The organism is Siccirubricoccus deserti (genome assembly GCF_014283215.1).
Taxonomy (GTDB): domain Bacteria; phylum Pseudomonadota; class Alphaproteobacteria; order Acetobacterales; family Acetobacteraceae; genus Siccirubricoccus; species Siccirubricoccus deserti.
This window is the reverse complement of record NZ_JACOMF010000029.1, coordinates 25403-50305: the sequence shown is the minus strand read 5'-3', so window position 1 is coordinate 50305 and position 24903 is coordinate 25403. Positions and strand designations below refer to the sequence as shown.

Genomic DNA, 24903 nt, shown 5'->3' with positions numbered 1-24903 from the left:
AATGGACAAGCGGCCAGATCAAGCCCCCAGCGGGCCCTTTCTGAACGGACGATTGAAAGCGCTTATAGTGTCTTCACACTTGGCGGTGAAGAAGTCACGGCGTCTCATTTTGTTGCACAACTTAAGTCAGCTTAACGACAACGTATTCGCGGCGACGGCTGCCGGTAGCGGAGGCTACCTACCGGCCCATTGCCGCCGGGCGTTCTCGCGATACGGTGAAACAACGCTTTTGCAACCGATTGGCTGTTCCATCTGCATTGGCGCGGCAAACGCCCGGGCCGAACCAGCTGGTGTAATGAGTTGTAAAGCCAATCCCTTAGTCGTTGACCGCTCAGCAACCCATGGTTAAAGAAGCGGCATGTCTTACGGCGCCGTTGTGCGTCAAACCACGCTGGGGTGCTGGCAATGGGCGATTTCGCTTCGATTATCGGCGGCGGGCACACGGATGGCGGCATCGCCTCCGATCACGATGCCGTTTACCATATCGGCGGTACCGGGGTTATTCTGGACCGCGGCGGCACCACCGGTGAGGCTTATGTTGATGCGACGGGGTCGATCAGCACCTATGTCCAGGCCGGCTCGGGAGCCGACACTATCCTCGGCGGCACGGGCAACGACTCGTTCAAGGGCGGCGCCGGTGAAGACTCGATCAGTTCCGGCTCCGGCGCGGACAGCGTTGAGGCCGGCAGCGGCGGTGACACTGTTGATGGCGGGATGGGCGACGACAAGGTCGTCGGCGGTGATGGCGACGACTTCCTCCTGGGCGGCGAAGGCAATGATACGCTGTTCGGCGGCGACGGCCTCGACACGCTGATCGGCGGCCTCGGCAACGACCTGCTGATCGGCGGCAGCGGGGCCGATCTCTTCGTCTTCGATGTCAACGGCTTCGGCAACGACACCATCTCCGGCTTCCAGGCCGGTGACGAGGTCCGGATCGTGGCCGGCGTCGAGGGCATCAACTCCGAAGCCGATCTGGCCGGCAAGGTCTCGGTGGTGGGCAACTCCGTGAAGATCGATCTCGGCGGTGGCTCCACCATCACCATCAGCGGCATCTCCGGCGGCACCACGGCGCAGGACCTGGTGAACGATATCAGCTCCTGGCTGAAGGTCGGCTCGCTGCCCACGACGTAAGTATCCAGCAACCTGTCCCTGATACCGAGAGCTGGTGACGGCGGGGGTTGTCCTGAGTATCATCGAAAGAGAGGCGGCGGCATCCATGGATGCCGCCGCTCACGTTTCCGCTGGCCTGCTGTGCCTGTCCCCGGACATCGCCATGATTGGCGTCCGCGGCGGGGCTGGCGGCTTACCGCCTGGTCTGGACACTGCGGCCGCCAGTTTCGAACTGGCCGGCGAGCCGTTGCGGTCGAGCATTTCCTGGCAGGCCTTCCCAACCCCGGACAGCGGTCCCGGCACCGCGCTCTGGCTGCTGCTGGCGCGAACCCAATCCGGACTGGAGCCGGGCGGTATCCTGCTGTTGCGGGCACCAAACGGCGCCGCCGCGCTGCACCTGCTGCCTGTTCCCGACATGGCCGCACTGACCGGCGCCACCGCCCCGGGGCTGGTGCTGGCCATCCTTCGCTTCGTCGCCACCAAGGCGCTCGGAGTCATGCGGGCGGCCGAGGATCAGGCGCTGGCCACCGCCTGCCACGGCTTTGCCAATACTACCCTGGCGTCGAGCCAGACCGCACTGCCGGTGGCGCTCTGCGGCCATGACAGCATCCTCTGGTCGCTGCCCACCGGCGTCGGCGTGGACCCGGGCGTGCATTTCGTGCTCGGCCGCCACCGGATTCGCCGCACCGCCATCGGCGCCAGCAACTTCATCCTGCCCGACCGCGGCATGGCCGGCGGATTCTTGCTGCCGCCCATGGGGCCAGGGCCGATCCATCTGGCGCCGGCCGACGCAAGGCTGCCCGGCCTGCCGGAACTCGGCCGCCGCAAGGATCCGCAATCCCAGGCGCTGCACCGGGCTGCCCTGGCCGAGATCAATCGCCGCGCCGGTGCTGAGCCGGGCTTCCGCCGGCTGCTGCGCGACCAGGCCATGCTGGCACCGGTCCAGCCCTTTCGTCAGTTGGCCGACCCGGAACACCCCTTCGGCGCCTCGCTCGACATGGCGGTGCAGGACCATGCCGGCGGGCTGTTCCTGCGCGGCTGGCTGCGCGACCCGCTCGGCATGGTCACCGGGATGACGCTGCTTGGCGGCCGCGGCGAGCGCCCGCTCGATCTCACCGCCACTGCCCGCTTCCCGCGCGCCGACCTGCTGAAGACCTTCGCCGATTCGCCGCATGGCGGGGCCACCGCCAAGCCCGGATTCGCTGCGCATCTGCCGGATGCGGCGCCCCGCCCCGTCGCGCAATGGTCGCTCCGGCTCGAGCTGTCGACCGGCGAGCAGGTGGTGCTCACCGCGCCGCCCGGGCTGCTGCACCCACAGGCGGCGCGCGACAGGATCCTCGGCGCCATCGCCCCGGCGCATGTGACGCAGGAGATCCTCGCGCGCTGCATCGCCCCGCCGGTTGCCCGGCTGCACGGCCAGGTCATGGCCAGCCGCGGCACGCCCGACGTACTGCACATCGGCACCCCGCCGGCGCAGCCCTTCGCCTCCATCGTGGTGCCGCTCTACCGCAACCTGCGCTTCCTGCGGCACCAGCTCGGCGCCTTCGCCCGCGACCCGGCGCTGCGCGGCGCCGAGCTTATCTACGTGCTCGATTCACCGGAACAGCGGGATGAGGTGGAGCACCTGTTGCGCGGCATGCAGGGCCTCTATCGCCTGCCGCTGACCCTGGTGGTCCAGCCGACCAACTACGGCTATGGCGCCGCCTGCAACGCCGGCGCCGAGCAGGCGCGGGCCCCGGTGCTGCTGCTGTTCAACTCCGATGTGGTGCCGGCCGACCGCGGCTGGCTGCAGCCGTTGCTGGCGGCGCTGGCGACCGACCCCGGCCTCGGCGCGGTTGGGCCGAAGCTGCTGTTCGAGGATGGCTCGCTGCAGCACGCCGGGCTGTTCTTCGAGCGTGGGCCGGGCGGCGAGTGGTTCAACAACCACTATCACAAGGGCTTTCCGCGTCACTGGCCGGCGGCGCAGCAGCCCCGCCCGGTGCCCGGCATCACCGGCGCCGCCTTCTGCGTCCGCACCGCGGCCTTCCGCGCGGTCGGCGGCCTCACCCTCGACTACGTCATCGGCGACTACGAGGACAGCGACCTCTGCCTGAAGCTGCGCGCCGCCGGGCATGGCATCGGCTATGTCCCCGCCAGCGAGCTCTACCATTTCGAACGCCAGTCGATCCGCGATCATGTCGGCTACGCCCGGACCCTGGCTAGCAATTACAACCGCATGCTGCACCATGGCCGCTGGGATGCGGCAATCGAGGCGCTGATGGCCGGCATGCCACGCCCATCCTCCGCCTTCGGGGAGGGCTGAGCCATGCGACTGCTGTTCCTCTGCCACAACCACCCCGGCCTGCAGGCCGGCGGCACCGAGGTGCTGGCCCGCAGCCTGTTCCGCGAGCTGCGCGACCGCCACGGGGTGGAAGGCGCCTTCCTCGCCGCCGTCACCGGCGCGCATCGGGAACGCCGGCCCGGTACCATGCTGCAGGGCATCAACGACCAGCCCGATGAGATGCTGGTCTGGCTCGGCCATTTCGACCGCTTCTTCCTGGCCCAGCCGGACACCTACGGTCTCGCCAGTCTGGCGCCGGTGATCGCCGAACTGGCACCCGACGTGGTGCATCTGCACCATCCGCTGATGTTCGGCCTCGAGACCGTCGACCTGATCCGCCGCGCTGCACCGCGGGCCAGGCTGATCTTCACCGCGCATGATTACTTCCCGCTCTGCCCGCAGGAAGGCCAGTTGCTGACCACCGCCGGCCGCCTCTGCCAGGGGCCGTCGCTGGATGCCTGCCAGGCCTGCTTCCCCGGCCGGCCGGGCGCCGATTTCGTCATGCGGGCGTTGCAGATGCGCGACGTGTTCCGCGACTTCGACCGCATTCTCACCCCCTCCGCCTTCGCCCGCGACCGCTATGTGGCGGCAGGCTGGCCGGCAGAGCGCTTCACCGTCATGCCAAACGGGCTGCTGCCCGCCGAGCCGGCGCCGCACCGCATCGCGCCGGACGGAAGGCGCGACCGCTTCGGCTTCTTCGGCCATCTCAACCGCTTCAAGGGCGGGCTGGTGGCGCTCGAGGCATCGCGGCAGTTGCAGGCCGCCGGCATCGCCCACCGGCTGACCCTGCATGGCGGAGCCGCCTACCAGTCGGACAGCTTCATGGAGACCCTGCGCGCCGACCTCGCGGCGACGCCGGCCGCCACCTGGCCCGGCCCCTACGGCGCGGCCGAGCTGCCGGGGCTGATGGCGCAGGTCGATTGGGTGGTGGTGCCCTCCATCTGGTGGGAGAATGCGCCGCTGGTGATCCAGGAAGCCTTCCTGCACCGCCGCCCGGTGATCTGCGGCGGCATCGGCGGCATGGCCGAGATGGTGCGGGATGGGGTGGACGGGCTGCATGCCCCAGTCAACGACCCCGCCGGCCTTGCCCAGGTGATGCGCCGCGCCATGACGACGGAGGGGCTGTGGGACCACCTGGTCGCCCATATCGCGCCACCGCCGACCATCGCCGAAGTGGCTGAACGCCACCTTGAACTCTATCAAGATGCAATGGGGCTGATAACGGCCTAGTGTGTCGCCGCTGCTGCTTGCCGAAGCCTTCGGCGGGCGTGCCACGCGCCAGTATCATCGGCGCCCGGAGGAACTCGGTCGGAATCGTGACCGCCGGAGGTTAAAGCACCGAAAGCGCAAGTCACGCTGCCAGCCAACGGGGCTGAAGCCTGATTGCTTCAGTTGAAGCGGTCGGGTGCCAGCCGCGGTCCGGATGGATACCGCAGGCGACCGGCCGCACGACTTCGGCGGGCCGGTTTCGGGAGAACCATAAGGATGAGTGTTCTGCAGTCGGTTCAGCCCGGTCGGGAGACTACGCGCATGACGGAGGGTGACCAGGCGACCCAGGCCACGCGTCCGGCGTCAGATGTGCGTGGCCTCATCGACAATGCGACGACCGACCGACTCTACGGCTGGGCCTGGGATGCGGGCTATCCGACGCATCGGGTACCAGTGGAGCTGCGGTTGGACGGCGAGACGGTGGCCAGCACCATCGCCGATTTCGCCCGGCCGGACCTTGCCGCCAACGGCATCGGCGACGGCTGCCACGCATTCGAATTCGCGTTGCTACCCGAATGGTTCGATCGCCGCTCCGAACTCACGCTGATGGCGCAGGGTGGCGACGGTGGCAGCTACCCGATCACCGTCCGGCTGCGCCGCCAGGACGACAGCCAGGTGACCACTACGCTGCAGCGGACGGTCGAAGCGGTGGCCGCCGAGCAGCAGGCGATCCGCGGCGAATTCGCCGCCTTCCGCAGCCGTGCCGAGCAACTGCCGGACGCCGAGGCGGTGGCCGCGATCGGCCGCAGCAACGCGGCGCTGGAACGCCGGCTCAATGAGCTGGAGCTCTGGCTGTCGCGGCTGGATGCCAAGCTGGCGCAGGCCGACGCCACGCCTGAGGCGGCCTCGCCCGGCCGGCTCGACCCTTGGCAGGCGGTGCTGATCGCCGTGCTCGCCAGTGCCGCGAGCGCCGCCATGGCGTTGGCGGTCGCGAATTCCTGGAGCTGACCGCATGTCGGGCACGGCCGCGCCATCCCAATCGCCGGAGGTCCTGCTCAGGCGGGCCATCGAGGACATCCTGCGGGCCGCCAGCGGCTGGCTGATCCTGGTGTCCGGCCTCGGTGTGCTGGGCATGCTGCTGGCCTTCGCCATCGTCATGAACAAGATGTCGCTGATCACCCGGGTGCCACAGACCTTGAGCCTCGGCACGCTGGAGACCGCCTGCGTCTTCTGGCTGATCGCCCTGGCGGTGGGGGCGGCGCTGAAGGCGCTGCAGGCCCATGCCCTCGGTACCATGGCGCGCTACACGGCGCAGCGACTGGCGGTGCCGGCGGTGCTGTCCACCGCCCAACGCGCCGGACGGCCGGAAACGCTTTCGGCCGAGGTGCTGAACGACATCGAGACCTTGCGCGCCAGCCTGGCCGGCCCGGCCGCCAAGGTGGTGGTGAGCCTCATCGTCACGCCGGTCCTGCTGGTGCTGATCAGCCTGATGCACATTGCCTTCGGCATCGTGGCGCTGGTCTTCTGCATCCTGGCCAGCATCCTCAGCATCCTGCTGGCGCGAGCAAGCGAACGCGCGGCGACGCTCAACGGCGCCGCCGAGGCGCGGGCCTATGGGCTGACCGCGGATGCGATGCGGTCCGGCGAAGCAGTGCTGGCAATGGGCATGCTGCCCAGCCTGGCGCAGGAATGGATCAAGGTCAGCACCGCCGGCGGGGGCGAGGCATGGACGGCGGAACGCCGGGCCGAGCGGCTGCGGACGGCGCTGGAGATTTTGATGTCGGCCTTCCGCGGCGCCACCATGGTGACGATGGCCGTCCTCGCCATCAACGGCGCCAGCGTCCACGCCCTGCTCGGCGGCGCGTTGATGCTGGTCGGCTTGCTGGTGAACCCCTTCGTGGGGATCGGCGCCTATATCCGCACCATCGCCGACAGCCGGGCCGCCTGGCAGCGGTTGCGGGCGCTGGTGCAGGAGGGCGGCAGCCCGGCGGAGGGCCTGCCCTTCCCCTGCCCGGAAGGCCGGCTGGTGGTGGAGCACATGTCCTTCGCCTTCCGCGGCCCGCACCCGCCTCTGCTGCGCAACGTCGAGCTGGTGGTGGAACCGGGCGAGATCATCGCCATCGTCGGCGCCTCGGGCAGCGGCAAATCGACCCTGCTGCGGCTGCTGATGGGGGTAATGCGGCCAAGCATCGGCGGCATCTACCTGGATGGCCACGCCATGCACCAATGGGACCGCCGCGAGCTGGCCCGGCACGTCGGCTACCTGCCGCAGGACCCGCTGCTGTCGCGCGGCACCGTCGCCGAGGTGATCGCCCGGCTGGAGGCGCCGCAGATGACCCTGGTGCTGGACGCCGCCAAGCGGGCGACGGCGCATGAGGCGATCATCGCCCTGTCAAACGGTTATGCCACGCCCCTGCTGCAGGGCCACCAGCTCTCAATGGGCCAGCGCCAGCGCATCGCCCTGGCGCGGGCGCTGTACGGCAGGCCCAAGCTGCTGATCCTGGACGAGCTGGCCGGCTCGCTCGACGCGGAGGGCGAAGCCAGCGCCGCGACCCTGCTGGCGGTACTGCGGGAGGAGGGAACGGCGGTGATCTTCACCACCCATCGGCCGAGCCTGCTGGCTGCGGCCGACCGCGTCCTGGCGCTGCGCAACGGCACGTTGGTGCCGGCTGGCGAGGACCAATCGCGCATGGTCGGCCGCGTCCGCCGGGTTGCATCGCCGCGCCGCACCGGGGCTGCCGCATGAGCGCGCTGAACGACCGGAACCGGGGCGGCATGAATCGGCCGCCTGACAACAGCGGCAAAGCCGATGCCCGTGGCGGCGAAGGCCGCGCCACCGACCGACCGCGCGCGGAACCAGCCCGCCGCCTGGCCCAGCTGCGGCCGAGCGAGTTCGGCATGACGCCCTTCACGCTGCTGCTGCTGCTGCTGCTCACCCTCGGCCACACCTGCGGCCAGCTTGCCTTCGTGCTCTTTCTGAAGCACCTGTCGGACGGGGTGATCGAAAGCGGCAACACGGCGACGCTGACCGGGCTGACGCTGCTGTTTGTCGCCGCGATGATCGCCGCGGCGATCTACGGACATCTCCGCAGCGCGATGCTCGGCGCCGCGGCGGAACGCTTCGGGCTGCGCCTGCGAATGGAGGCGATGCAGGCGGCGATCCGTAACGCGGTCCGTACCGATGTCAGCGCGGCGGTGGCCATCCTCCGTGACATCGCCACGGTGCAGCGCTTCTTCTCCAGCCGCACGCCAGCCGCCCTGCTCGACGTCATCGGCGCCGTCGCGGCGGTGGCGGTGCTGTTCTACCTGGATGTCTGGCTCGGGATCATCGTCGTCACCGGCATCGTCATCTCCAGCCTGCTCGGGCTGGTCATGCTGCGCGCCACCCGGCCTATCATGGCCGAGAGCAAACGGCGGCTGGACAACACTTCGGCTGAGCTCGGCGGCCAGTTCCTGCACCCGGACATGGTGCGCGGCATCGGCCTGTTGCCCGCCACGCTGCTGCGCTGGCACGGCAAATACGCCAATGCGCTCGACAGCATGGACGCCAGCCGCCGGCGTTCCGACGCGCTTCAGGAGTTGGAGAGTTTCATCTCCAGCCTCACCCTGATGGCCTGCAGCATCCGCTGCTTCTGGCTGGTAGTCGATCACACCGCAACCGTCGGCCTGCTGCTCGCCACCATGCTGCTGGTCAGCATGGCGACCGGCCCCTTCTCGGGCCTGTTCAGCTCCTGGGAGAGCTGGGGCAACTCGGTGCAGGCCTGGCGGCGGCTGCGCGAGGCGATGCGCCAGGACGGCGCGCCGGAGGTCCACCCGCCGGAGCCGGAGGCGGCGACCGGGCTGTTGATCGAGGGCCTCGGCTTCTGGCCGGAAGGCCGCCCCAAACCGATCCTCACCGGCATCAACCTGCGGGTGGCGCCTGGCACGATGATGACGGTGCAGGGGCCGAACGGCGTCGGCAAATCCACCCTGCTGCGGCTGGTGCTGGGGCTGATGCCGCCGACCACCGGCCGGGTGCTGCTGGACGGCCAGGACACATGGCATTGCGACCGCGCCGAGCTCGGCGCCCGCATCGGCTACCTGCCGCAGGATGTGCAACTGCTGGAAGGCGACGTGTTCCGCAACATCGGCCGCGGCCCGGATGCCGCGCCGGACGACGTGGTGGCCGCCGCCCGCGCCGCCGGCGCGCATGAGATGATCGGCCGGCTGCCGCTCGGCTACCAGACGCCGGCCGGCGGCACCAGCGGCATCTCGGCCGGGCAGCGCCGGTTGATCGGTCTGGCGCGCGCGCTGTACCGCGACCCTGCGCTGGTGGTGATGGACGAGCCCGAGGTCGGGCTCGACGGCCATTCCCGCAGCATGATGCGCCGCGCGGTGGAAGCGGCAAAGGCGCGCGGCGCGGTGGTGCTGGTGGTGACGCATGAGCCGCGCACCTGGAACGACGTGACCGATCTTCGCCTGCTGCTCGAACGGGATGGCACCTGGCAGGTGCGCCCGGCCGAGCAGGATGCCGACATCATGGGAGGCAGCCTTGCAACAGTTGATTGAGGAGCGTCCGGAGACGCGGCAAGGGGCTGGGCAGTCGCTGGTCCGGGCGGATACCGGGCTGCCCACCGCGCTGCCGCCGCCGCTGTCCATCGAGGCCCAGCTGGAGGCCCGGGTGCAGTCGCCGCCGGTGGCCCGCGTGGCCCGGATGGCGCTGCTCACCCTTTCGCTCAGCATCGTCCCCTTCGTCGGCTGGGCGACCATGACGAAGATGGAGCAGGCGGTGATCGCCAGCGGCCAGCTCATCCCCGAGGGCCGGCGCAAGACGGTGAACCTGCTGGAGCCGGGCATCCTGCGTAGGCTGCTGGTGCAGGACGGCACGCTGGTGCAGGAAGGCCAGCCGCTGCTCCAGCTCGACGTCACCCAGGCGGAGGCGTCGGCCGACCAGGCGCGGGCGCAATACTGGGGCGGACGTGCCCGTATCGCCCGGCTGCGCGCCGAGCAGGCGGAGAGTCGCACCCTGGAATTCCCCGAGGAGGTGCAGCGGGCCGCTGCCGAGAACCCCTCGGTGCTGAACTTCATCGAGGTCGAGCAATCGCTGTTCCGTGCCCGCTGGGGCGCCTTCGACGGTCAGGTAGCGGTGCAGGAACGCGCCATAAGCCAGCTCAGGGAACAGATCTCCGGCGTCCGCGGTCAGCGCGACGCGGCCGAGGCGCAGGTGCGCTCCACCCGCGAGCAGATCGCCGGCCTGTCCCGGCTGCTGGCGCAGGGCTTCGCCTCCCGCTTCACGGTGCTGGAATTGCAGCGGACCGAGGCCAGCTTCGTCTCCGCCATCGCCACCGCCATGTCGCAGGAGGCCCAGCTGCGCGAGCAGGTGAGCCAGGCGGAGAAGCAGTTGGCGACCATCCGCCTCACCCGCCTGTCGGAGATCGCCACCGACCTGCAGACGACGGAGACCCAGACCGCCAGCGCCGCCGGCGCATTGCGGGCGGCGCAGGACGTGCTGAACCGGCGCGAGGTGCTGGCCCCGGAAAGCGGCAAGGTCACCAACATCCAGGCCTTCACCCCGGGCGCCACCATCGGCAGCGGCCAGCCGATCCTGGACCTGGTCCCGGCCCGCGACCGCTTCATCGTCGAGGCGCAGGTTATGCCGATCGACATCGAGCAGGTGCAGGTCGGCCAGCGGGTGAATGTCCGGCTCAGCTCTTACCGCACCCGCGAGTTGCCGACCTTCCCCGGCCATGTGACCTATGTGGCGGCGGATGCGCAGCAGACCCAGGCCGGGGTCAGCTTCTTCGTGCTGCGGGCCGAGCTGGACCAATCCGTGCTCGACCTCTACCCGCATGTCAGGCTGGGCGCCGGCATGCCAACCGAGGTCTATGTGCTGGGCGAGGAGCGCACGCCGCTCTCCTATCTGCTCTCGCCCATCCGCAACGCGGCACGCCGCGCCTTCCGGGATTGAGCATGGCGCCGCGGGCCTGCCCCATCGGGGGCGGCCCGCTACGGCGCCGCCCGGAGCCTGGCCTCGATCTCGTCGAGGATCGCCGGGTCGTCGATCGTCGGTGGCACGGTGTAGTCCTCGGCATCGGCGATCCGCCGCAGGGTCGCCCGCAGGATCTTGCCGCTGCGGGTCTTCGGCAAGCGGGTGACCACCCTGGCATCCTTGAAGGCCGCCACCGGCCCGATGCGGTCGCGCACCAGCGCCACCAGCTCCCGCACCAGCTCGGCCTCGGGCTTCCCGGCGCCGGATTTCAGCACCACCAGGCCGAGCGGAACCTGGCCCTTCAGGCTGTCCTTCATCCCGACCACGGCGCATTCGGCAACATCCGGGTGCGCCGCCAGCACCTCCTCCATCGCCCCGGTCGAGAGCCGATGGCCGGCGACGTTGATGATGTCGTCGGTCCGCGACATCACCGAGACATAGCCATCAGCGTCCACCACCCCAGCGTCGGAGGTGTTGTACCAGCCGGGGAAGGTCTCGAGGTAGGCTTGGCGGAACCGCGCCTCGGCCTGCCACAGGGTGGGCAGGCATGCCGGCGGCAGCGGCAGGCGGATGGCCAGGGTGCCTGTGGCGCCCGGCGGCAGCGGCTGCCCGGCCTCGTCCAGCGCCGCCACATGGTAGCCGGGGGCGGGCTTGCCGCCGCTGCCGAAGCGCGCCGGGAACAGGCCGAGGCCACGGAAATTGCCGGTGATGCTCCAGCCTGTCTCGGTCTGCCACCAGTGGTCGATCACCGGCTTCCGCAGCAGCGCCGCAACCCATTCGGCGGTCGGCGGGTCGCAGCGTTCGCCGGCCAGGAACAGCGTCCCCAGCTTCGAGAGGTCCTGCGCCGCGAGCAGCTTGCCCTCCGGGTCCTCGCGCTTGATGGCGCGGATCGCGGTGGGGGCGGTGAACATCGCCTTCACGCCGTACTCGGCGCAAACCCGCCAGAAGGTGCCGGCATCCGGTGTGCCGACCGGCTTGCCCTCGAACAGCACGGTGGTCGCGCCGACCAGGAGCGGCGCGTAGACGATGTAGCTGTGCCCGACCACCCAGCCGACATCGGAGGCGGTGAACATCACCTCCCCCGGGCCGATGCCATAGAGCAGGCCCATGGAGTTGTGCAGCGCCACCGCATGCCCGCCATTGTCGCGGACGATCCCCTTCGGTTTCCCCGTGGTGCCGCTGGTGTAGAGGATGTAGAGCGGGTCGGTCGCTGCCACCGGCACGCAGGGGTGCGGCGGCGCTTCCGCCTCCGCCTCCAGCAGGTCCCGGTCGCGGCCCGGAGTCAGCGCGCAGGACTGTTCCGGCCGTTGCAGGATCAGGCAGGCCAGCGGCTTGTGCGGTGAGAGCGCGATGGCGGTGTCGAGCAGCGGCTTGTAGGCGACCACCCGCCCCGGCTCGATTCCGCAGGAGGCTGAGATGATCACCTTCGGCTCGGCATCGGCGATGCGCGCCGCCAGCTCGGCCGCGGCGAAGCCGCCGAACACCACGGAATGCACCGCGCCGAGCCGGGCGCAGGCGAGCATCGCCACCGGCGCCTCTGGCACCATCGGCAGGTAGATCACCACCCGGTCGCCGACGCCGACGCCGAGCGCGGCGAGCGCCCCCGCCAGCTTTGCCACCCGCCGCTGCAGGGCGGCATAGGTGATCGTCGCGCGGCTGCCGGTGACCGGGCTGTCGTAAAGGATTGCCGGCTGGTCGCCGCGGCCGGCGGCGACATGGCGGTCGACGGCATTGTGGCAGGTGTTCAGCCGCCCGCCGGGAAACCAGCGGCCATAGGCACCGAGCGACGGATCGAAGCTTCGGTCCGGCGCGCGGTCCCAGTCGATTGCCCGGGCGGCGGCGGCCCAATACTCCTCGGGGGCGGCCTGGGCAGCCGCGTAGGTCGCGTCGTAGCTCGACATGCTGTCCTCCCGGATTTGCCGGCAGGGTGGCAAGGCCGGCGTGCCGCGTCCAGCCATCTGCCGCCAAGCGCCGCGGGTTTCCCCGCGGTGCGTTCGTCAGGCGCGGGCGCCGATGGTACTGGCCGGCGCCGGCTCCGCTGCATCCTGGGCGAAGATGTCGCGGTCCTTGGTCTCCGGCACGAAGATCAGGCCGATGACCAGGGTCATGGTGGCGAAGATGATCGGGTACCAGAGGCCGAAGTAGATGTCGCCGGTCGCCGCGATCAGTGCGAAGGCGGTGGCCGGCAGCAGCCCGCCGAACCAGCCATTGCCAATGTGGTAGGGCAGCGACATGGCGCTGTAGCGGATGCGGGTCGGGAAGAGCTCGACCAGCGCTGCGGCGATCGGCCCGTACACCATGGTGACGTAGATCACCAGGATGAAGAGGATGCCGACAATCGTGCCGGTCTGCGCGCGGAAGACGTCGAAGGGATGCGCCATCTTCACCACGGATGGGTTGGCTGCCGGCGGGTAGCCTGCCGCCGTCAGCGCCGCCGTCACGTCCCGATTAAAGGCGGTGCGGGCCGCCGCGGCCTCCGCCCCGGCCCGGGTCGCGTCGAAGGATTGGACTGAGGCGCCGCCGACCTGGACGGCGGCGACGGTGCCCGGCGCCGCCGCCTCCATGCGGTAGGGCACGGAGAGCCCGGCCAGCACCTGCTTGGCAATGTCGCAGGAGGAGGTGAAGGTAACGGTGCCGGTCGGGTTGAACTGGAAGTTGCAGTCCTTCGGGTCGGCCAGGATGGTGACCGGAATGGTCTGTTGCGCCTGGTACAGCGCGGGGTTGGCTTCCCGTGTCATCATCTGGAACAGCGGGAAATAGGTCAGCGCCGCGATGGCGCAGCCGGCCAGGATGATCGGCTTGCGGCCGATCTTGTCCGACAGCCAGCCGAAGAAGATGAAGCCGCCGGTGCCGAGCACCAGCGACCAGGCGATCAGCAGGTTGGCGGTATAGCCATCGACCTTCAGGATGCTTTGAAGGAAGAACAGCGCGTAGAACTGGCCGGTGTACCAGACCACGCCCTGGCCCGCGGTCAGCCCCAGCAGCGCGATCAGCGCGACCTTCGCGTTCCGCCACTGGCCGAAGGCCTCCGACAACGGCGCCTTGGATTGGGTGCCTTCCGCCTTCATCCGCACGAAGGCCGGGCTCTCCTCAAGCTGCAGCCGGATCCAGACGGAAATGCCGAGCAGCACGACCGAGAGCAGGAAGGGCACGCGCCAGCCCCAGTCGGCGAAGGCTTCCTCCCCTACCGCGGTGCGGGTGAAAAGGATGACCAGCAGCGAGAGGAACAGGCCGAGCGTCGCCGTGGTCTGGATCCAGCTGGTGTAGAAGCCGCGCCTGCCGTGCGGCGCGTGTTCCGCCACATAGGTGGCGGCGCCGCCGTACTCGCCGCCCAGCGCCAGCCCCTGCAGCAGCCGCAGGATGATAAGGATGATCGCCGCGCTGATGCCGATCTGGTCGGAGGTGGGCAGCACGCCGACGATGAAGGTCGAGGCGCCCATGATCACGATGGTGACGAGGAAGGTGTATTTCCGCCCCACCAGATCGCCCAGCCGGCCAAAGACCAGGGCACCGAAGGGCCGCACCAGGAAGCCGGCGGCAAAGGCCAGCAGGGCGAAGATGTTGCGGGTCGCGGGATCGAATTGGCTGAAAAACTTGGCGCCGATGATCACGGCGAGCGAACCATAGAGGTAGAAGTCATACCATTCGAACACCGTGCCGAGTGAGGAAGCGAAGATCACCTTCCTTTCCTCGCGCGTCATCGGCCGCGGCCCGGTGGACTGCAACGTCGCTGACTGGCTGGCCATTCCTCGCCCCTTCGATGGTTCTTATTCTGTTTCTGCCATTCGCTGGTCTTGGTTCCAGGCCAGTAGGACGCCGGCGCGTCTTTCAGCCCAGCCTAGCCATAGCAGGCTCCTCGGAACGCCGCCGCACCAGGATGCGCCATCCGCGGCTGCTCACTGCCATTTGGTGTGGGAAGAGATGACCCAGTGTTCAGGGAAACGGGCCTGCGGTCAGCCTAAAGTCCTCCGCAGCCTCGCTGCTACGGCGACGGCCCAGGGCTGACCGGATCGGCGCTGCCATGCGATGCGCCGACGGCTTGCCGGCGTTCATCATGGCAGCAAGTACGTTATAAAATGTAATCTGATATCCGGGATTCGGTACCCGCAACTGCCTCAGGCCAGTGCCCGTGCCGGTGGGCGGATGATCCAGTTCAGCCCGCTCGCCAGCATCCCGATCGCCACCATCACCGGCCAGAAGGCCGCGTAGCTGCCGGCATACTCCAGCAGCAGCGCCCCCGCACCGGCGCCGAGGAAGCCGCCAAGCTGATGGCTGAGGAAGCACACTCCATAGAGCGCACCCAGGTCGGCCACCCCGAACCGCTGGGCGATCGCCGCATTGGTCAGCGGGATGGAGCCGAGCCAGACGAAGCCCATCACCGCAGCGAAGACCACCGTGCCGGCCGGCGTAGGGGTGGTGAAAGCGAAGCAGGCGATGGCGACGCTGCGCACCGCGTAGATCCAGCCCAGCGCCTGCTCCGGCCGTATGTAGGTGCTGATCTTGCCGCACAGCCAGCTGCCCGGGATGTTGAACAGCCCGACCGTCATCAGCGCGGTGGCGCCAAGCCCGGCCGGCAGGCCGCAGACCGCGATATGGCTCGGCAGGTGCATGGTCAGGAAGGCGAGTTGGAAGCCGCAGGCGAAGAAGCCGAGAGTCAGCAGGGCGAAATTGCGGTCCGCCAGCGCCGACCGCGCCAGCGCCGGCAGCCCGGCAAGCCCTGTGGCACGCGGCCCGCTGGTCTCGATCGGCGCCCGCCATTCGATGGCGCGGGAGATCGGTACGATCAGCAGCAAGGTCGCCGCAAGGATGCCGAGGGTCGCCACCGCGCCCACTCCGCCGATCAGGCTCTGCGCCACCGGCACCAGCGCCGCCTGGCCAAGCGATCCACCGGCGCTGGCCAAGCCGATCATCTCGCCGCGCTTCTCCGGCGTCACGGCGCGGCCGACCGCGGCCAGCGCCGCGCCGGTGCCGCAGCAGGACACGCCGATGCCGGTGAGGACGCCGATGCCGAACAGCACCGCCACGGCATTGGGCAGCAGCGCGGGTAGCGCCAGCCCGGCCGAGAGCAGCAACGCCCCGCCGGCCATCACCCGGCCGGCGCCGTGGCGGTCCGCCAGCGCGCCGGTGATCGGCTGCGACAGGCCCCAGACCAGGTTGTGGAAGGCGACGGCGATGCCGAGGACAGCCGGGGAAATCCCCTGCTCCGCCGAGAGCGGCAGCAGGAAAAGGCCGAAGGTTTGCCGCATTCCCAGCGCCAGGCTGATGGAAGCGGCGGCGGCGGCGACGATGGTCCAGACGGCTACGGGCATGAACGTATCACACCCGGCGCGGTGATTCCTTCGCAAGCGCGACAAACGCCGACCCTGCCATGCGGCAGGGGCAGGGGTAGTACGCGAGTGCCAGAGGCAATCCCCCGGACCACCCTTTGATCCTGAAGGCGCTGTTCAACCCGATGTCCAAGATCAGAACTCCGGAAGCGCCAACAAGAGCCGCGACGCATTCGAGACCGGAGGCAGAGCCGCCGTCGGCTCCTGGCCCATGAGGCGGCTGTTCGAGCCGCTCCCGAACTCAGGCCGCCGTCTGGGGAGACGCTTGTCCCCCCAGCGGGTTGAACGCAAATCCAACCGGGGCGAAGCCATCAATGGATACTTCAGCCGATACCAGCGGGGGCCTCAGCGGCCGTCGAATGCCCCATCGGCGACGCGGTCGATGTCGCCTCGGGTCAGCCCGATATCCGACAGTTCGCGCTCGCTCAGGGCGGCGAGTTCGGCTCGCGCCCGAATTCGGGCCGGCCAGCCGAGCACACGGTCAACGAACCGCGCTACGCCGTGCATCGCCGCGGCATCGCGCGCCCGGCTGGCCGCCAGACGGATCGCCTCGACCTGATCGGCGACGGGGGTTGCGGGCAGGAGGTACGAGGCTTCGGATTTGGTGAAATGGGCGGGCATGGCTAGCGTTCCGATTCCTGGCGAGCCGGACCGGATCGGCCCGATGCTGCGCTGCACAAATATAGTAACGGGTACGGTTTCGGGTCAGCGCGAAAGCGGAAGGGAAGCCATGCGCCCAGCGCGGGACTTCGTGTGAGAGCCCACAAAATTGCTTAAGTAAGTCGTAAGGAGTTGCCGATGTCCCCCGCTGAACGCCTCTCCGCCCTTCGCGCCGAACTGGCCCGCGCCGGCGTCGATGGCTTCCTGGTGCCACGCGCCGATGAACATCTCGGCGAATACGTCCCGGCCTCCGGCGAGCGCCTTGCCTGGCTCACCGGCTTCACCGGCAGTGCCGGCCTTGCCGTGGTGCTGGCTGAAGGTTTGTCTCCCGGAGCCGCGCTGTTCACCGATGGCCGCTACACCACCCAGGCGGCACAGCAGACCGACACCACGCTCTGGGAGCAACGCCACACCACGGAGCATCCGGTCGGCGACTGGCTGGCCGAGCACGCCGCCGGCCGCCGGATCGGCTACGATCCCTGGCTGCATGCCGAGGCAGCGCTGGCCCGGATGGCCCGGCCAAGCCTCACCTTCGTACCGCTGCCGGCCAACCCGCTGGATGCGATCTGGGCCGACCGCCCGGCGCCGCCTGCCGCCCCTGCCCTGCCCCACCCGCTGCGCTTCGCCGGCAAGCCTGCCGCCGAGAAGCGCGCCGAGGCCGCCGCCGTGCTGAAGGCCGCCGGGGAGGATGCCGCGGTGCTGGCCGATGCGCATTCCCTCGCCTGGCTGCTCAACCTGCGCGGCGGCGACCTGGAGAACACCCCCCTCGCCCTCGGCTTCACCCTGCTGCGCGCCGACGCCAGCGCCGAGGTCTACATGGACCCTGGCAAGGTGCCGCCGGAGACGCGGGCACACCTCGGCAATGACGTGGTGGTGCGGCCGCGGGCCGAACTGCCGGCGGCGCTGCGAGGCCTCGCTGGCAAGACGGTGCGGCTGGACCCGGAGGCGACGCCGGCTTGGTTCGCCCAGACGCTGCGCGAGGCCGGTGCCACGGTGGCGGCCGGCGACGACCCGGTGCGGCTGCCCCGCGCCTGCAAGAATCCGGTGGAGCAGGAGGGCGCCCGCGCCGCGCATCGCCGCGACGCGGTGGCGCTGGCCCGCTTCCTCGCCTGGTTCGCCGCCGCCGCCCCTACCGGGCGGGAGACCGAGCTGAGCGCCGCCGCCCAACTCCTGGCCTTCCGCCGCGCGCTGGAGCTGTTCCACGGCGAGAGCTTTCCGGCGATCAGCGGCGCCGGCGAGCATGGGGCCATCGTCCACTACCGCGTGACGCCCGAAAGCAACCGGGCGATTCGCCCCGATGAATGCTATCTGATCGACAGCGGCGGGCAGTTCCGCGACGGCACCACCGACGTGACCCGCACCCTTTGGACCGGTCCCGGCCCGGCGCCCGAACTGCTGCGGGAGAGATATACAAGAGTGCTGCAGGGCCATCTGGCGCTGGCCGCGCTGCGCTTCCCGCAGGGCGTTGCCGGGCCGCACCTCGATGCCATCGCCCGCCGCCCGTTGTGGGAGGCGGGGCTGGATTTCGACCATGGCACCGGCCATGGCGTCGGCAGCTTCCTCTCGGTGCATGAGGGGCCGGTGGCCTTCAGCCGCACCGCCAAGGTGGTGCCGCTGGCAGCGGGGATGATCCTCTCGGATGAACCGGGCTACTACCTGCCGGGGCAGTACGGCATCCGCATCGAGAACCTGCTGCTGGTGCAGCCGGCCACGGCACGGCCTGACCAGGTGAAGCCCTTCCTGGAATTCGAGACCCTGACCCTCGCCCCCTATGACCGGGCACTGATCCTGCCCCGCCTGTTAACCCCGGCGGAGCGGGCGCAGGTGGATGCCTATCACGCCCGGGTGCTGGCCGAGGTGGCGCCGCATTGCGACCCGGCGACCGCGACATGGCTCGCGGCGGCCTGCGCGCCCCTGCCGCCGGGCTGATTCCGGCAGCGCCCATCCGTTACGGCGCCGCCGGCGGTGGCGCGGCGATCGGCTCCAGGGCTGCGTGGGGCGGCGGCACGGCGGGTGCTGGTGGCGCTGCGGTCAGGGCAGGCGCGGCGACCGGTGCCGTCGCGGCGGCCGGCGCTGCCGCCCGGGCCTCGACCGGCGTGGGCGGGCTCGACCAAAGCCCTGGCCAACGCCGGGTCCGATGCGCCTCCTGGGCCGCGGTCAGCACCGCCCTGCCATCCGCCACCCCCGGCTGCGGCGGGATGGCGAGCGGCGGGCTCCGCCAGCAATCGACCCGCCCGATCGAGCGGGTGCAATAGGGTTGCGGCACCGGCGGCGGCTCCTCCGCCCGGCAATAGCTTTGCCCGCGGTCGAGCCGGACCAGCGAGCAATCCCGCCCGGTGACGAGCGACACCGCCGCATCCGGCAGGGTCCGCCCGATGGTGGTAACCGAGGCGATGTTGCCGATGAAAAGGCCAGCGGTCACCGGCATCGCCGACTCGCAGCCGGCCAGGAACAGGGCGCAGAGGAGCGACATGGGACGGATCGCCATGCCCGCAGTGAAACCCGCCCGGGCTTAACGCCCCGCCAAGGGGCTGCTATGCACCGCGCCTGCCGGCGAATGTTCCGCCACGTCGCGACCTCCGCCAGGCCAAATTCTTCGGGCAGCGCCGCCGCGCCGCCATATGCTGCCCCAGGGAGCCCGCCGCGTGGCCGATATCTTCGACGAGGTGGAGGAAGATCTCCGCGCCGAGCGCGCCCGCCGCCTGCTCTCGCGCTATGGCGGGGTGCTGATCGGACTGGCGGTGCTGGTGATCCTCGGCGTCGCCGGCCTGCAGGGTTGGCGCTGGTGGGAAGCCCGCGAGAGCGCCGCTGCCGCTGAACGCTACCTCGCCGCCGCCCACGCCGCGGAGGTGCCGGCGGGAGGCGAGGCGGCCAACCGCGTGGCCGCGCTGAAATCCGCCGCCGAGCGCTTCGCCGCCGTCGCCGCCGAGGCGCCAGGCGGCTACCGGACCCTGGCCCGGCTGCGCGCTGCGGCGCTGGAGGCGGAGGTCGGCGAGCGCGATGCCGCCCTCGCCACCTGGGACCAGGCCTCGCGCGACACCGCCAGCGATCCGCTGTACCGCGACCTCGCCACCCTGATGTGGGCGCTGCATGCACTCGACAGCGGCGATCCGGCGGCGATCGAGGCGCGGCTGGCGCCGCTGGCCGACGGCCCCTGGCGGGCCTCGGCCGAGGAGATTCGCGCCCTGGCGGCACTGAAGCGGGGCGAGACCGAGGCGGCGAGGCAGCGCCTCACCGCCCTCGCCGGCGACTCGCAAGCACCGCAGGGTGTAAGGGAGCGGGCAACCCGGCTGCTGGCAGGGCTTGGCGGCTGATGCGGGAGAAAGGCATGCGGGGCGTTACCCGAAGGGCTGCGCTATTGGGCGGCGCCGGCCTGCTGGCCGGCTGCGAATCCCTCGGCGACACGATCGACGGCATCTTCGGCGAGAGCAAGCGGCCTCTGCCCGGCGAGCGCCGGCCGGTGCTGGCGGCGGAACGGCCGCTCGGCGTCGATGAGGGCGAGACCCGCCCGGTGACCGTGCCACCGGCCGAGCCGCGCACCGAATGGCCGCTGGCCGGTGGCACCGCCAACCATGCGCCGGGCCATCCGGCGCTCGGCACCGGGCTGCGCGAGGCTTGGCGAAGCTCCATCGGCACCGGCAGCGCCTATCGCCGCCGGCTGGTCTCGCCGCCGATCGTCGCCGGCGGCACGGCCTTCGCCGCCGATGCGTATGGCGAGGTCACCGCCATCGATGCCGGCACCGGCCGCCGCCGCTGGTCGCTCGACACCAGGCCAGAGAAGGAGCGGGATGGCGCGCTCGGCGCTGGCCTCGGCTTTGCCGATGGCACGCTCTACGTCGCCACCGGCCTCGCCGAGATGCTGGCGGTGGAGCCGGGCGACGGGACGATCCGCTGGCGGATGGCGCTGCCGGCGCCCTGCCGCGGCGCACCGACCGTGGTCGGCAACCGCATCTACATCCCGACCACCGAGAACCAGCTGCTGGCGCTCTCGACCGAGGATGGCAGCCGGGTCTGGACCTACCGGGCGCAGCCGACCATCACCATGGCACTCGGCCTGCCAGCCCCGGCGGTGGAGGGCGAGGTCGTGGTCGCCGGCTTCGCCTCCGGCGAGCTGGCGGCGATCCGCACCTCGGATGGCCGGGCGATCTGGAGCGAGACCCTGGCCTCGGCACGCGGCGGCGGGCTGGCGGATATCTCCGCCATCACCGCCATGCCAGTGATCGACCGCAACCGGGTCTACGCCAGCGGCCTCGGCGGCATCACCATCGCCATCGACCTGCGCTCCGGCCGCCGGCTGTGGGAGCGTGAGGTGGCCTCGGCCGAGACCCCCTGGGTGGCGGGGGACAGCGTCTTCCTGCTGACCACCGGCGGCGACCTGGTCTGCCTCGGCCGTGACGACGGCAGGGTACGCTGGCTGCGCCCGCTCGGCCGCTACCGCAACGAGGCGAAGCGGCGCGACCCGATCACCTGGGGCGCGCCGGTGCTGGCCGGCGGGCGGATCCTGGCCGCCGGCAACCATGGCCAGCTGGTCGAGGTGAACCCGGCGGATGGCGAGGCCATCGGGCAGCAGCGGCTCTACGACGGCAGCACCCAGCAGCCGGCGGTGGTCGATGGGACGCTCTATCTGCTGACCGACAACGCAACATTGGTGGCGCTGCGCGGCGCCGGCTGAGCGCCGCCGCCGGGCGCCCTGACCGGGCGCCTCGGCCAGGGAGGCATGAATCCGCGCCAGGATGCGCTATGTATCCGCCATGTCTCCCACCATCGCCATCATCGGCCGACCCAATGTCGGCAAATCCTCCCTGTTCAACCGGCTGGTCGGCCGCAGGATTGCCATCGTCGACGACACGCCAGGCGTGACCCGCGACCGCAAGGAAGCGGAGGCGCGGATCGCCGGCCGGAACGTACGGCTGCTCGACACCGCGGGCCTCGAGGAGGCGACGCCGGAGACCATCGCCGGCCGCATGCGCGCCAGCTCCGAGGCGGCGGTGCGCGAAAGCGACCTGGTGCTCTTCGTGATCGATGCCCGCTCCGGCCTGACTCCGGCCGACCGCGCCTTCGCCGACTGGCTGCGGCGGCAGCCCGTGCCGGTGGTGCTGGTCGCCAACAAGACCGAAGGCAGGCTTGGCGGCTATGCGGCGATGGAAGCCTATGAGCTCGGCCTCGGCGATCCGATCGCGGTCTCGGCCGAGCACGGCGACGGCATGGGCGAGTTGCATGACGCGGTGCGCGAGTACCTGCCGGATGAGGACGAGGAGAAAAGCCGCGACCGCGCCGACCGGCCGCTGCGCCTTGCCATCATCGGCCGGCCCAATGCCGGCAAATCCACCCTGCTGAACCGGCTGCTTGGCGAGGAACGGATGATCACCGGGCCGGAGCCAGGGCTGACCCGGGATTCCGTCGCCGTGGAATGGACAGATGCGACCGGCGGCAAGGTCCGCCTCGTCGATACCGCCGGGCTGCGCAAGAAGGCGCGCATCGAGCAGGCGCTGGAGAAGATGTCGGCCGCCGCCAGCATCGCCGCGCTGAAGGAATGCGAGGTGGCGATCCTGGTAGTGGATGCACTGCTGGGCATGGAGGAGCAGGAGCTGCGGCTGGCGCGCCTCGCCGAGCGCGAGGGCCGTGCGGTGGTCATCGCGCTCAACAAATGGGATGCGGTGGAAGATCGCGAGGCAACGCGCCGGCGGCTGGAAGACACGCTCATGACGAGCCTGACGCAGTTGCGCGGCATCCCGGTGGTGCCGCTCTCGGCGCAGACCGGCCGCGGCGCGGACCGGCTGATGCCGGCGGTGCGCGAGGCCTATGCGCTTTGGAACCGCCGCATCGGCACCGGCGAGTTGAACCGCTGGTTCGAGACGATGCTGGCCCGCCACCCGACGCCACTGGTCGAGGGCCGGCGGATCAAACTGCGCTACGCCACCATGCCGAAGGCGCGGCCGCCGACCATCGTGGTCTTCGGCACTCGCGCCGAGACGCTGCCGGAGGATTACCGCCGCTACCTGGTGAACGGCTTCCGGGAGGCTTTCGGCATGAGCGGCGTGCCGATCCGGCTGCAGTTGCGGGGAACGAGCAACCCCTATGCGGATGAGGAGTAGCTCGGCAAGGACGCCGCCCTACTCCTCCCATCCCGCGATGCTCGGCTGCCTTTCCCGTCAACCCCGGACTTGATCCGGGCCTCATCTCCCCAGCGCAAACCAGGTGCCGGGTGGCCGGGTCAAGCCCGGCCATGACGGGTCGGGCAGTGCCCGGCGCTATTCCGCCGCCACCGCCTGCTTCGGCGCATTCGGGCCGTAGTGGATGCTGACCGGGGTATTCGCCTCGAACGGGCTCTTCAGGTCCAGCTCCTTTGCCGTCTCGCGCAGCGCCGGCAGCACTTCCTCCCCGAACAGCCGGATGCAGGTCATGCTGTCGGCGTGGCTGACCGCGCCGTCATTTGCCCAGAGCGACATGATGCCCGGCCTAGTCTGTTCCATCACCTGGCGCAGCTTGGCCGTCACCGTCTTCGGCGTGCCGGCGATGATCATGTTGTTCTGGATCTGCTCGTCGAAGCTCGGCCGGCGGCGCGGGCTGCTGCCGCGGCCGGTGGAGAATTCGACGAAGCCGCGGCGGTTCTCCGGGCTGGAATAGCCGGCCGGGGTCGACCAGACGGGGTGCGCCAGGCCGGTGAACTCACCCTGCATCCAGGTGAATTGCCGGGCGTTCTCCAGCGCCTTCTCCTCGGTCTCCGCCACATGCACCTGCTTCAGGTAGCCGTGGTACTCCGGGCCGCCCTTGAAACCGGCTTCCTCGGCGGTCTGGTCGTAGAGCTCCCAGATCTTGTTGGTCTGCTCCACCGTGGTATTCAGCGCGATGTAGGGGTAGCCCTGGCGCGCCGCCCAGACCACCGTCTCCTTGCTGATGACGCCGGGGATCCAGACCCGCGGATGCGGCTTCTGCAGCGGCACCGCCCAGGGGTTCACCACCCGGTGCTGGTAATGCGCGCCCTCGAAGCGGAAGGGCCCGGCCTGGGTCCAGGTGCGGATGATGAGGTCGTGCGCCTCCTCGAAGCGCTCGCGGTTGTAGGCGGGGTTCACGCCGGTGGCGAGCTGCTCCTGCCCGCCGCCACGGACGAAGCCGGAGACGAGGCGGCCCTTTGAAATCATGTCGATCATCGCCAGCTCCTCGGCGATGCGCACCGGGTTCTCCGCCAGCGGCAGCGGATTGCCGAGGATGACGATCTTCACCCGCTCGGTGATGGCGGCCAGGATCGAGGCGAAGACATTCGCCTTGGCCTGCATGCAGAAGGGCGCGTTGTGGTGCTCGTTCAGCATGATGCCGTCGAAGCCGACGGCCTCGGCCAGCTTGTACTGCTCGATGTACTCGTTGTAGAGGCGCGAGCCCGAGACCGGGTCGAAATGCGAGTTCGAGAACATCAGCGCCGTCGCGCCGAACTCCAGCCCCTTGTCGGCCGGATAGGTCGCCATGGGCTGTTCGGTGAAGTACATGATGTGCATGGAGCTTCTCCCGGTTCAGATGAACGCGGCCAGGGCGGCCGGCTTTTCCATGTCGACGCAATGGCCGCAGCCGGCCACCGTCTCCAGCTTCGCCTTCGGCATCGCCTTCAGCCATTGCTGCGCGGTGGAGGGCGGCACCACCTTGTCCTCGGCGCCCCAGACGATCGTCGTCGGCGATTGCACGCCGCCCAGCAGATGCGGCAGCGTCTGGCTGTACATGTAGGGCTTCCAGGCGATACGGAAGCACATCTCGCGGCAGAGGTCCCATTCCACCAGTTGGTCGGTGCTGGGATCGGCACCGTAGATCGCCTCGAACGCCTTCTGGTCGTGAAAGCCGGCGCGGGCATAGTCGATGTGGCTGACCAGCGCCTGGTCGAGGATGAAGCCCTCCGCCGGCTTGATCCCCATCGGCCCGACCAGCACCAGCTTCGCCGCATCGGCCGGCGCCATGCTCGCCATCTCCGCGGCGATCCAGCCGCCGAAGCCGAGGCCGAGCAGCGTCGCGCGCGGCTGGTCGAGCGCGGTCAGCAGCCAGCGGTACAGCACCGCCAGGTCGCGCGCGCTGCGCATCCATTGCGGCCGCTCGGAATGACCATAGCCGGGGTGCTGCGGCACCATCACGTCGAAGCGATGAGCCAGCGCATCGTACAGCGCCAGCCGCTCCGGCGTGCCGGTATCGTGGTGCAGGACGAGGAGGGGAGGCCCCTTGCCGGCACGGTTCAGGCGAACCGGCAAGCCACCGAGATCAACCTGGGTCTGTGACCACGCGACCGGCTCTGCCATCGTCGCACCCTCCATTGACTGACTTGGACGCGG

18 protein-coding genes are annotated in these 24903 nt (G+C 70.1%); 11 read left to right on the top strand and 7 right to left on the bottom strand.

The window, feature by feature from the left end; all coding sequences use genetic code 11:
- Nucleotides 1–405: 405 nt before the first annotated feature.
- The 7 genes from H7965_RS19485 to H7965_RS19455 all read left to right on the top strand — a co-directional run bounded on the left by H7965_RS19485 (nt 406) and on the right by H7965_RS19455 (nt 10586).
- Nucleotides 406–1131, top strand: a complete 726-nt coding sequence (locus H7965_RS19485) for a calcium-binding protein (RefSeq protein ID WP_186772255.1) — start codon at nt 406–408, stop codon at nt 1129–1131.
- A 142-nt stretch (nt 1132–1273) separates the two neighbouring features.
- Nucleotides 1274–3412, top strand: coding sequence for a glycosyltransferase (locus H7965_RS19480; RefSeq protein ID WP_186772254.1), 2139 nt, complete (start codon nt 1274–1276; stop codon nt 3410–3412).
- Between the two features lie 3 nt (nt 3413–3415).
- The gene (locus H7965_RS19475; RefSeq protein ID WP_186772253.1) at nt 3416–4660 is read left to right on the top strand and encodes a glycosyltransferase family 4 protein; all 1245 of its coding nucleotides are present in this window, start codon (nt 3416–3418) and stop codon (nt 4658–4660) included.
- Between the two features lie 300 nt (nt 4661–4960).
- A complete protein-coding gene (locus H7965_RS19470) occupies nt 4961–5647 on the top strand; it encodes a hypothetical protein (RefSeq protein WP_186772252.1) in 687 nt (228 codons plus the stop codon).
- Between the two features lie 4 nt (nt 5648–5651).
- Entirely contained in the window at nt 5652–7385 is a 1734-nt protein-coding gene (locus H7965_RS19465; protein ID WP_186772251.1) for an ATP-binding cassette domain-containing protein, read from the top strand.
- A 29-nt stretch (nt 7386–7414) separates the two neighbouring features.
- Nucleotides 7415–9187 (top strand): ATP-binding cassette domain-containing protein, encoded by a 1773-nt coding sequence (locus tag H7965_RS19460; protein ID WP_186772250.1) that lies wholly within the window; start codon nt 7415–7417, stop codon nt 9185–9187.
- Nucleotides 9171–10586 carry an HlyD family type I secretion periplasmic adaptor subunit gene (locus tag H7965_RS19455; protein WP_186772249.1) on the top strand — a complete coding sequence of 472 codons (1416 nt, stop codon included), beginning with the start codon at nt 9171–9173 and terminating at the stop codon, nt 10584–10586. The genes H7965_RS19460 and H7965_RS19455 overlap by 17 nt, the downstream gene beginning before the upstream one ends.
- Before the next feature lie 38 nt (nt 10587–10624).
- Here H7965_RS19455 and H7965_RS19450 read toward each other — a convergent pair whose 3' ends face one another.
- The 4 genes from H7965_RS19450 to H7965_RS30415 all read right to left on the bottom strand — a co-directional run bounded on the left by H7965_RS19450 (nt 10625) and on the right by H7965_RS30415 (nt 16555).
- Nucleotides 10625–12508 (bottom strand): AMP-binding protein, encoded by a 1884-nt coding sequence (locus H7965_RS19450; protein ID WP_186772248.1) that lies wholly within the window; start codon nt 12506–12508, stop codon nt 10625–10627.
- A gap of 96 nt (nt 12509–12604) precedes the next feature.
- The gene (locus tag H7965_RS19445) at nt 12605–14287 is read right to left on the bottom strand and encodes an MFS transporter (protein WP_315898704.1); all 1683 of its coding nucleotides are present in this window, start codon (nt 14285–14287) and stop codon (nt 12605–12607) included.
- 435 nt (nt 14288–14722) lie between these two features.
- Nucleotides 14723–15916: an MFS transporter gene (locus H7965_RS19440; RefSeq protein ID WP_186772247.1), complete on the bottom strand. Its 1194-nt coding sequence runs from the start codon at nt 15914–15916 to the stop codon at nt 14723–14725.
- A 363-nt stretch (nt 15917–16279) separates the two neighbouring features.
- Nucleotides 16280–16555 (bottom strand): DUF1127 domain-containing protein, encoded by a 276-nt coding sequence (locus H7965_RS30415; RefSeq protein ID WP_222440713.1) that lies wholly within the window; start codon nt 16553–16555, stop codon nt 16280–16282.
- Between the two features lie 177 nt (nt 16556–16732).
- Here H7965_RS30415 and H7965_RS19430 point away from each other — a divergent pair, with 177 nt between their 5' ends.
- The gene (locus H7965_RS19430) at nt 16733–18523 is read left to right on the top strand and encodes an aminopeptidase P family protein (protein WP_186772246.1); all 1791 of its coding nucleotides are present in this window, start codon (nt 16733–16735) and stop codon (nt 18521–18523) included.
- Between the two features lie 19 nt (nt 18524–18542).
- Here the strand turns inward: H7965_RS19430 and H7965_RS19425 are convergent, their stop codons facing one another.
- Nucleotides 18543–19082, bottom strand: coding sequence for a hypothetical protein (locus tag H7965_RS19425; RefSeq protein ID WP_186772245.1), 540 nt, complete (start codon nt 19080–19082; stop codon nt 18543–18545).
- A 157-nt stretch (nt 19083–19239) separates the two neighbouring features.
- On the opposite strand from H7965_RS19425, the gene H7965_RS19420 reads away from it, so the two are divergent.
- From H7965_RS19420 to der, 3 genes are all read left to right on the top strand, one after another.
- Complete coding sequence (locus H7965_RS19420) at nt 19240–19908, top strand: tetratricopeptide repeat protein (protein ID WP_186772244.1); 669 nt, start codon at nt 19240–19242, stop codon at nt 19906–19908.
- Nucleotides 19909–19922: 14 nt separating this feature from the next.
- A complete protein-coding gene (locus H7965_RS19415; protein ID WP_186772243.1) occupies nt 19923–21266 on the top strand; it encodes an outer membrane protein assembly factor BamB family protein in 1344 nt (447 codons plus the stop codon).
- A gap of 61 nt (nt 21267–21327) precedes the next feature.
- Complete coding sequence (der, locus tag H7965_RS19410) at nt 21328–22689, top strand: ribosome biogenesis GTPase Der (protein ID WP_408906674.1); 1362 nt, start codon at nt 21328–21330, stop codon at nt 22687–22689.
- 156 nt (nt 22690–22845) lie between these two features.
- Here der and H7965_RS19405 read toward each other — a convergent pair whose 3' ends face one another.
- Nucleotides 22846–24087, bottom strand: coding sequence for an LLM class flavin-dependent oxidoreductase (locus tag H7965_RS19405; RefSeq protein ID WP_186772242.1), 1242 nt, complete (start codon nt 24085–24087; stop codon nt 22846–22848).
- 15 nt (nt 24088–24102) lie between these two features.
- A complete protein-coding gene (locus H7965_RS19400; RefSeq protein WP_186772241.1) occupies nt 24103–24870 on the bottom strand; it encodes an alpha/beta fold hydrolase in 768 nt (255 codons plus the stop codon).
- Nucleotides 24871–24903: the final 33 nt, after the last annotated feature.

Bases quoted from the DNA above. Each gene is read 5' to 3' on its own strand.
- H7965_RS19440 (WP_186772247.1), bottom strand. From the start codon at position 15,916: ATGCCCGTAGCCGTCTGGACCATCGTCGCCGCCGCCGCCGCTTCCATC.
- H7965_RS19485 (WP_186772255.1), top strand. From the start codon at position 406: ATGGGCGATTTCGCTTCGATTATCGGCGGCGGGCACACGGATGGCGGC.
- H7965_RS19460 (WP_186772250.1), top strand. From the start codon at position 7,415: ATGAATCGGCCGCCTGACAACAGCGGCAAAGCCGATGCCCGTGGCGGC.
- H7965_RS19470 (WP_186772252.1), top strand. From the start codon at position 4,961: ATGACGGAGGGTGACCAGGCGACCCAGGCCACGCGTCCGGCGTCAGAT.
- H7965_RS19475 (WP_186772253.1), top strand. From the start codon at position 3,416: ATGCGACTGCTGTTCCTCTGCCACAACCACCCCGGCCTGCAGGCCGGC.
- H7965_RS19405 (WP_186772242.1), bottom strand. From the start codon at position 24,087: ATGCACATCATGTACTTCACCGAACAGCCCATGGCGACCTATCCGGCC.
- H7965_RS19415 (WP_186772243.1), top strand. From the start codon at position 19,923: ATGCGGGGCGTTACCCGAAGGGCTGCGCTATTGGGCGGCGCCGGCCTG.
- H7965_RS19465 (WP_186772251.1), top strand. From the start codon at position 5,652: ATGTCGGGCACGGCCGCGCCATCCCAATCGCCGGAGGTCCTGCTCAGG.
- H7965_RS19425 (WP_186772245.1), bottom strand. From the start codon at position 19,082: ATGGCGATCCGTCCCATGTCGCTCCTCTGCGCCCTGTTCCTGGCCGGC.
- H7965_RS19430 (WP_186772246.1), top strand. From the start codon at position 16,733: ATGTCCCCCGCTGAACGCCTCTCCGCCCTTCGCGCCGAACTGGCCCGC.
- H7965_RS30415 (WP_222440713.1), bottom strand. From the start codon at position 16,555: ATGCCCGCCCATTTCACCAAATCCGAAGCCTCGTACCTCCTGCCCGCA.
- H7965_RS19400 (WP_186772241.1), bottom strand. From the start codon at position 24,870: ATGGCAGAGCCGGTCGCGTGGTCACAGACCCAGGTTGATCTCGGTGGC.
- H7965_RS19480 (WP_186772254.1), top strand. From the start codon at position 1,274: ATGATTGGCGTCCGCGGCGGGGCTGGCGGCTTACCGCCTGGTCTGGAC.
- H7965_RS19450 (WP_186772248.1), bottom strand. From the start codon at position 12,508: ATGTCGAGCTACGACGCGACCTACGCGGCTGCCCAGGCCGCCCCCGAG.
- der (WP_408906674.1), top strand. From the start codon at position 21,328: ATGCGCTATGTATCCGCCATGTCTCCCACCATCGCCATCATCGGCCGA.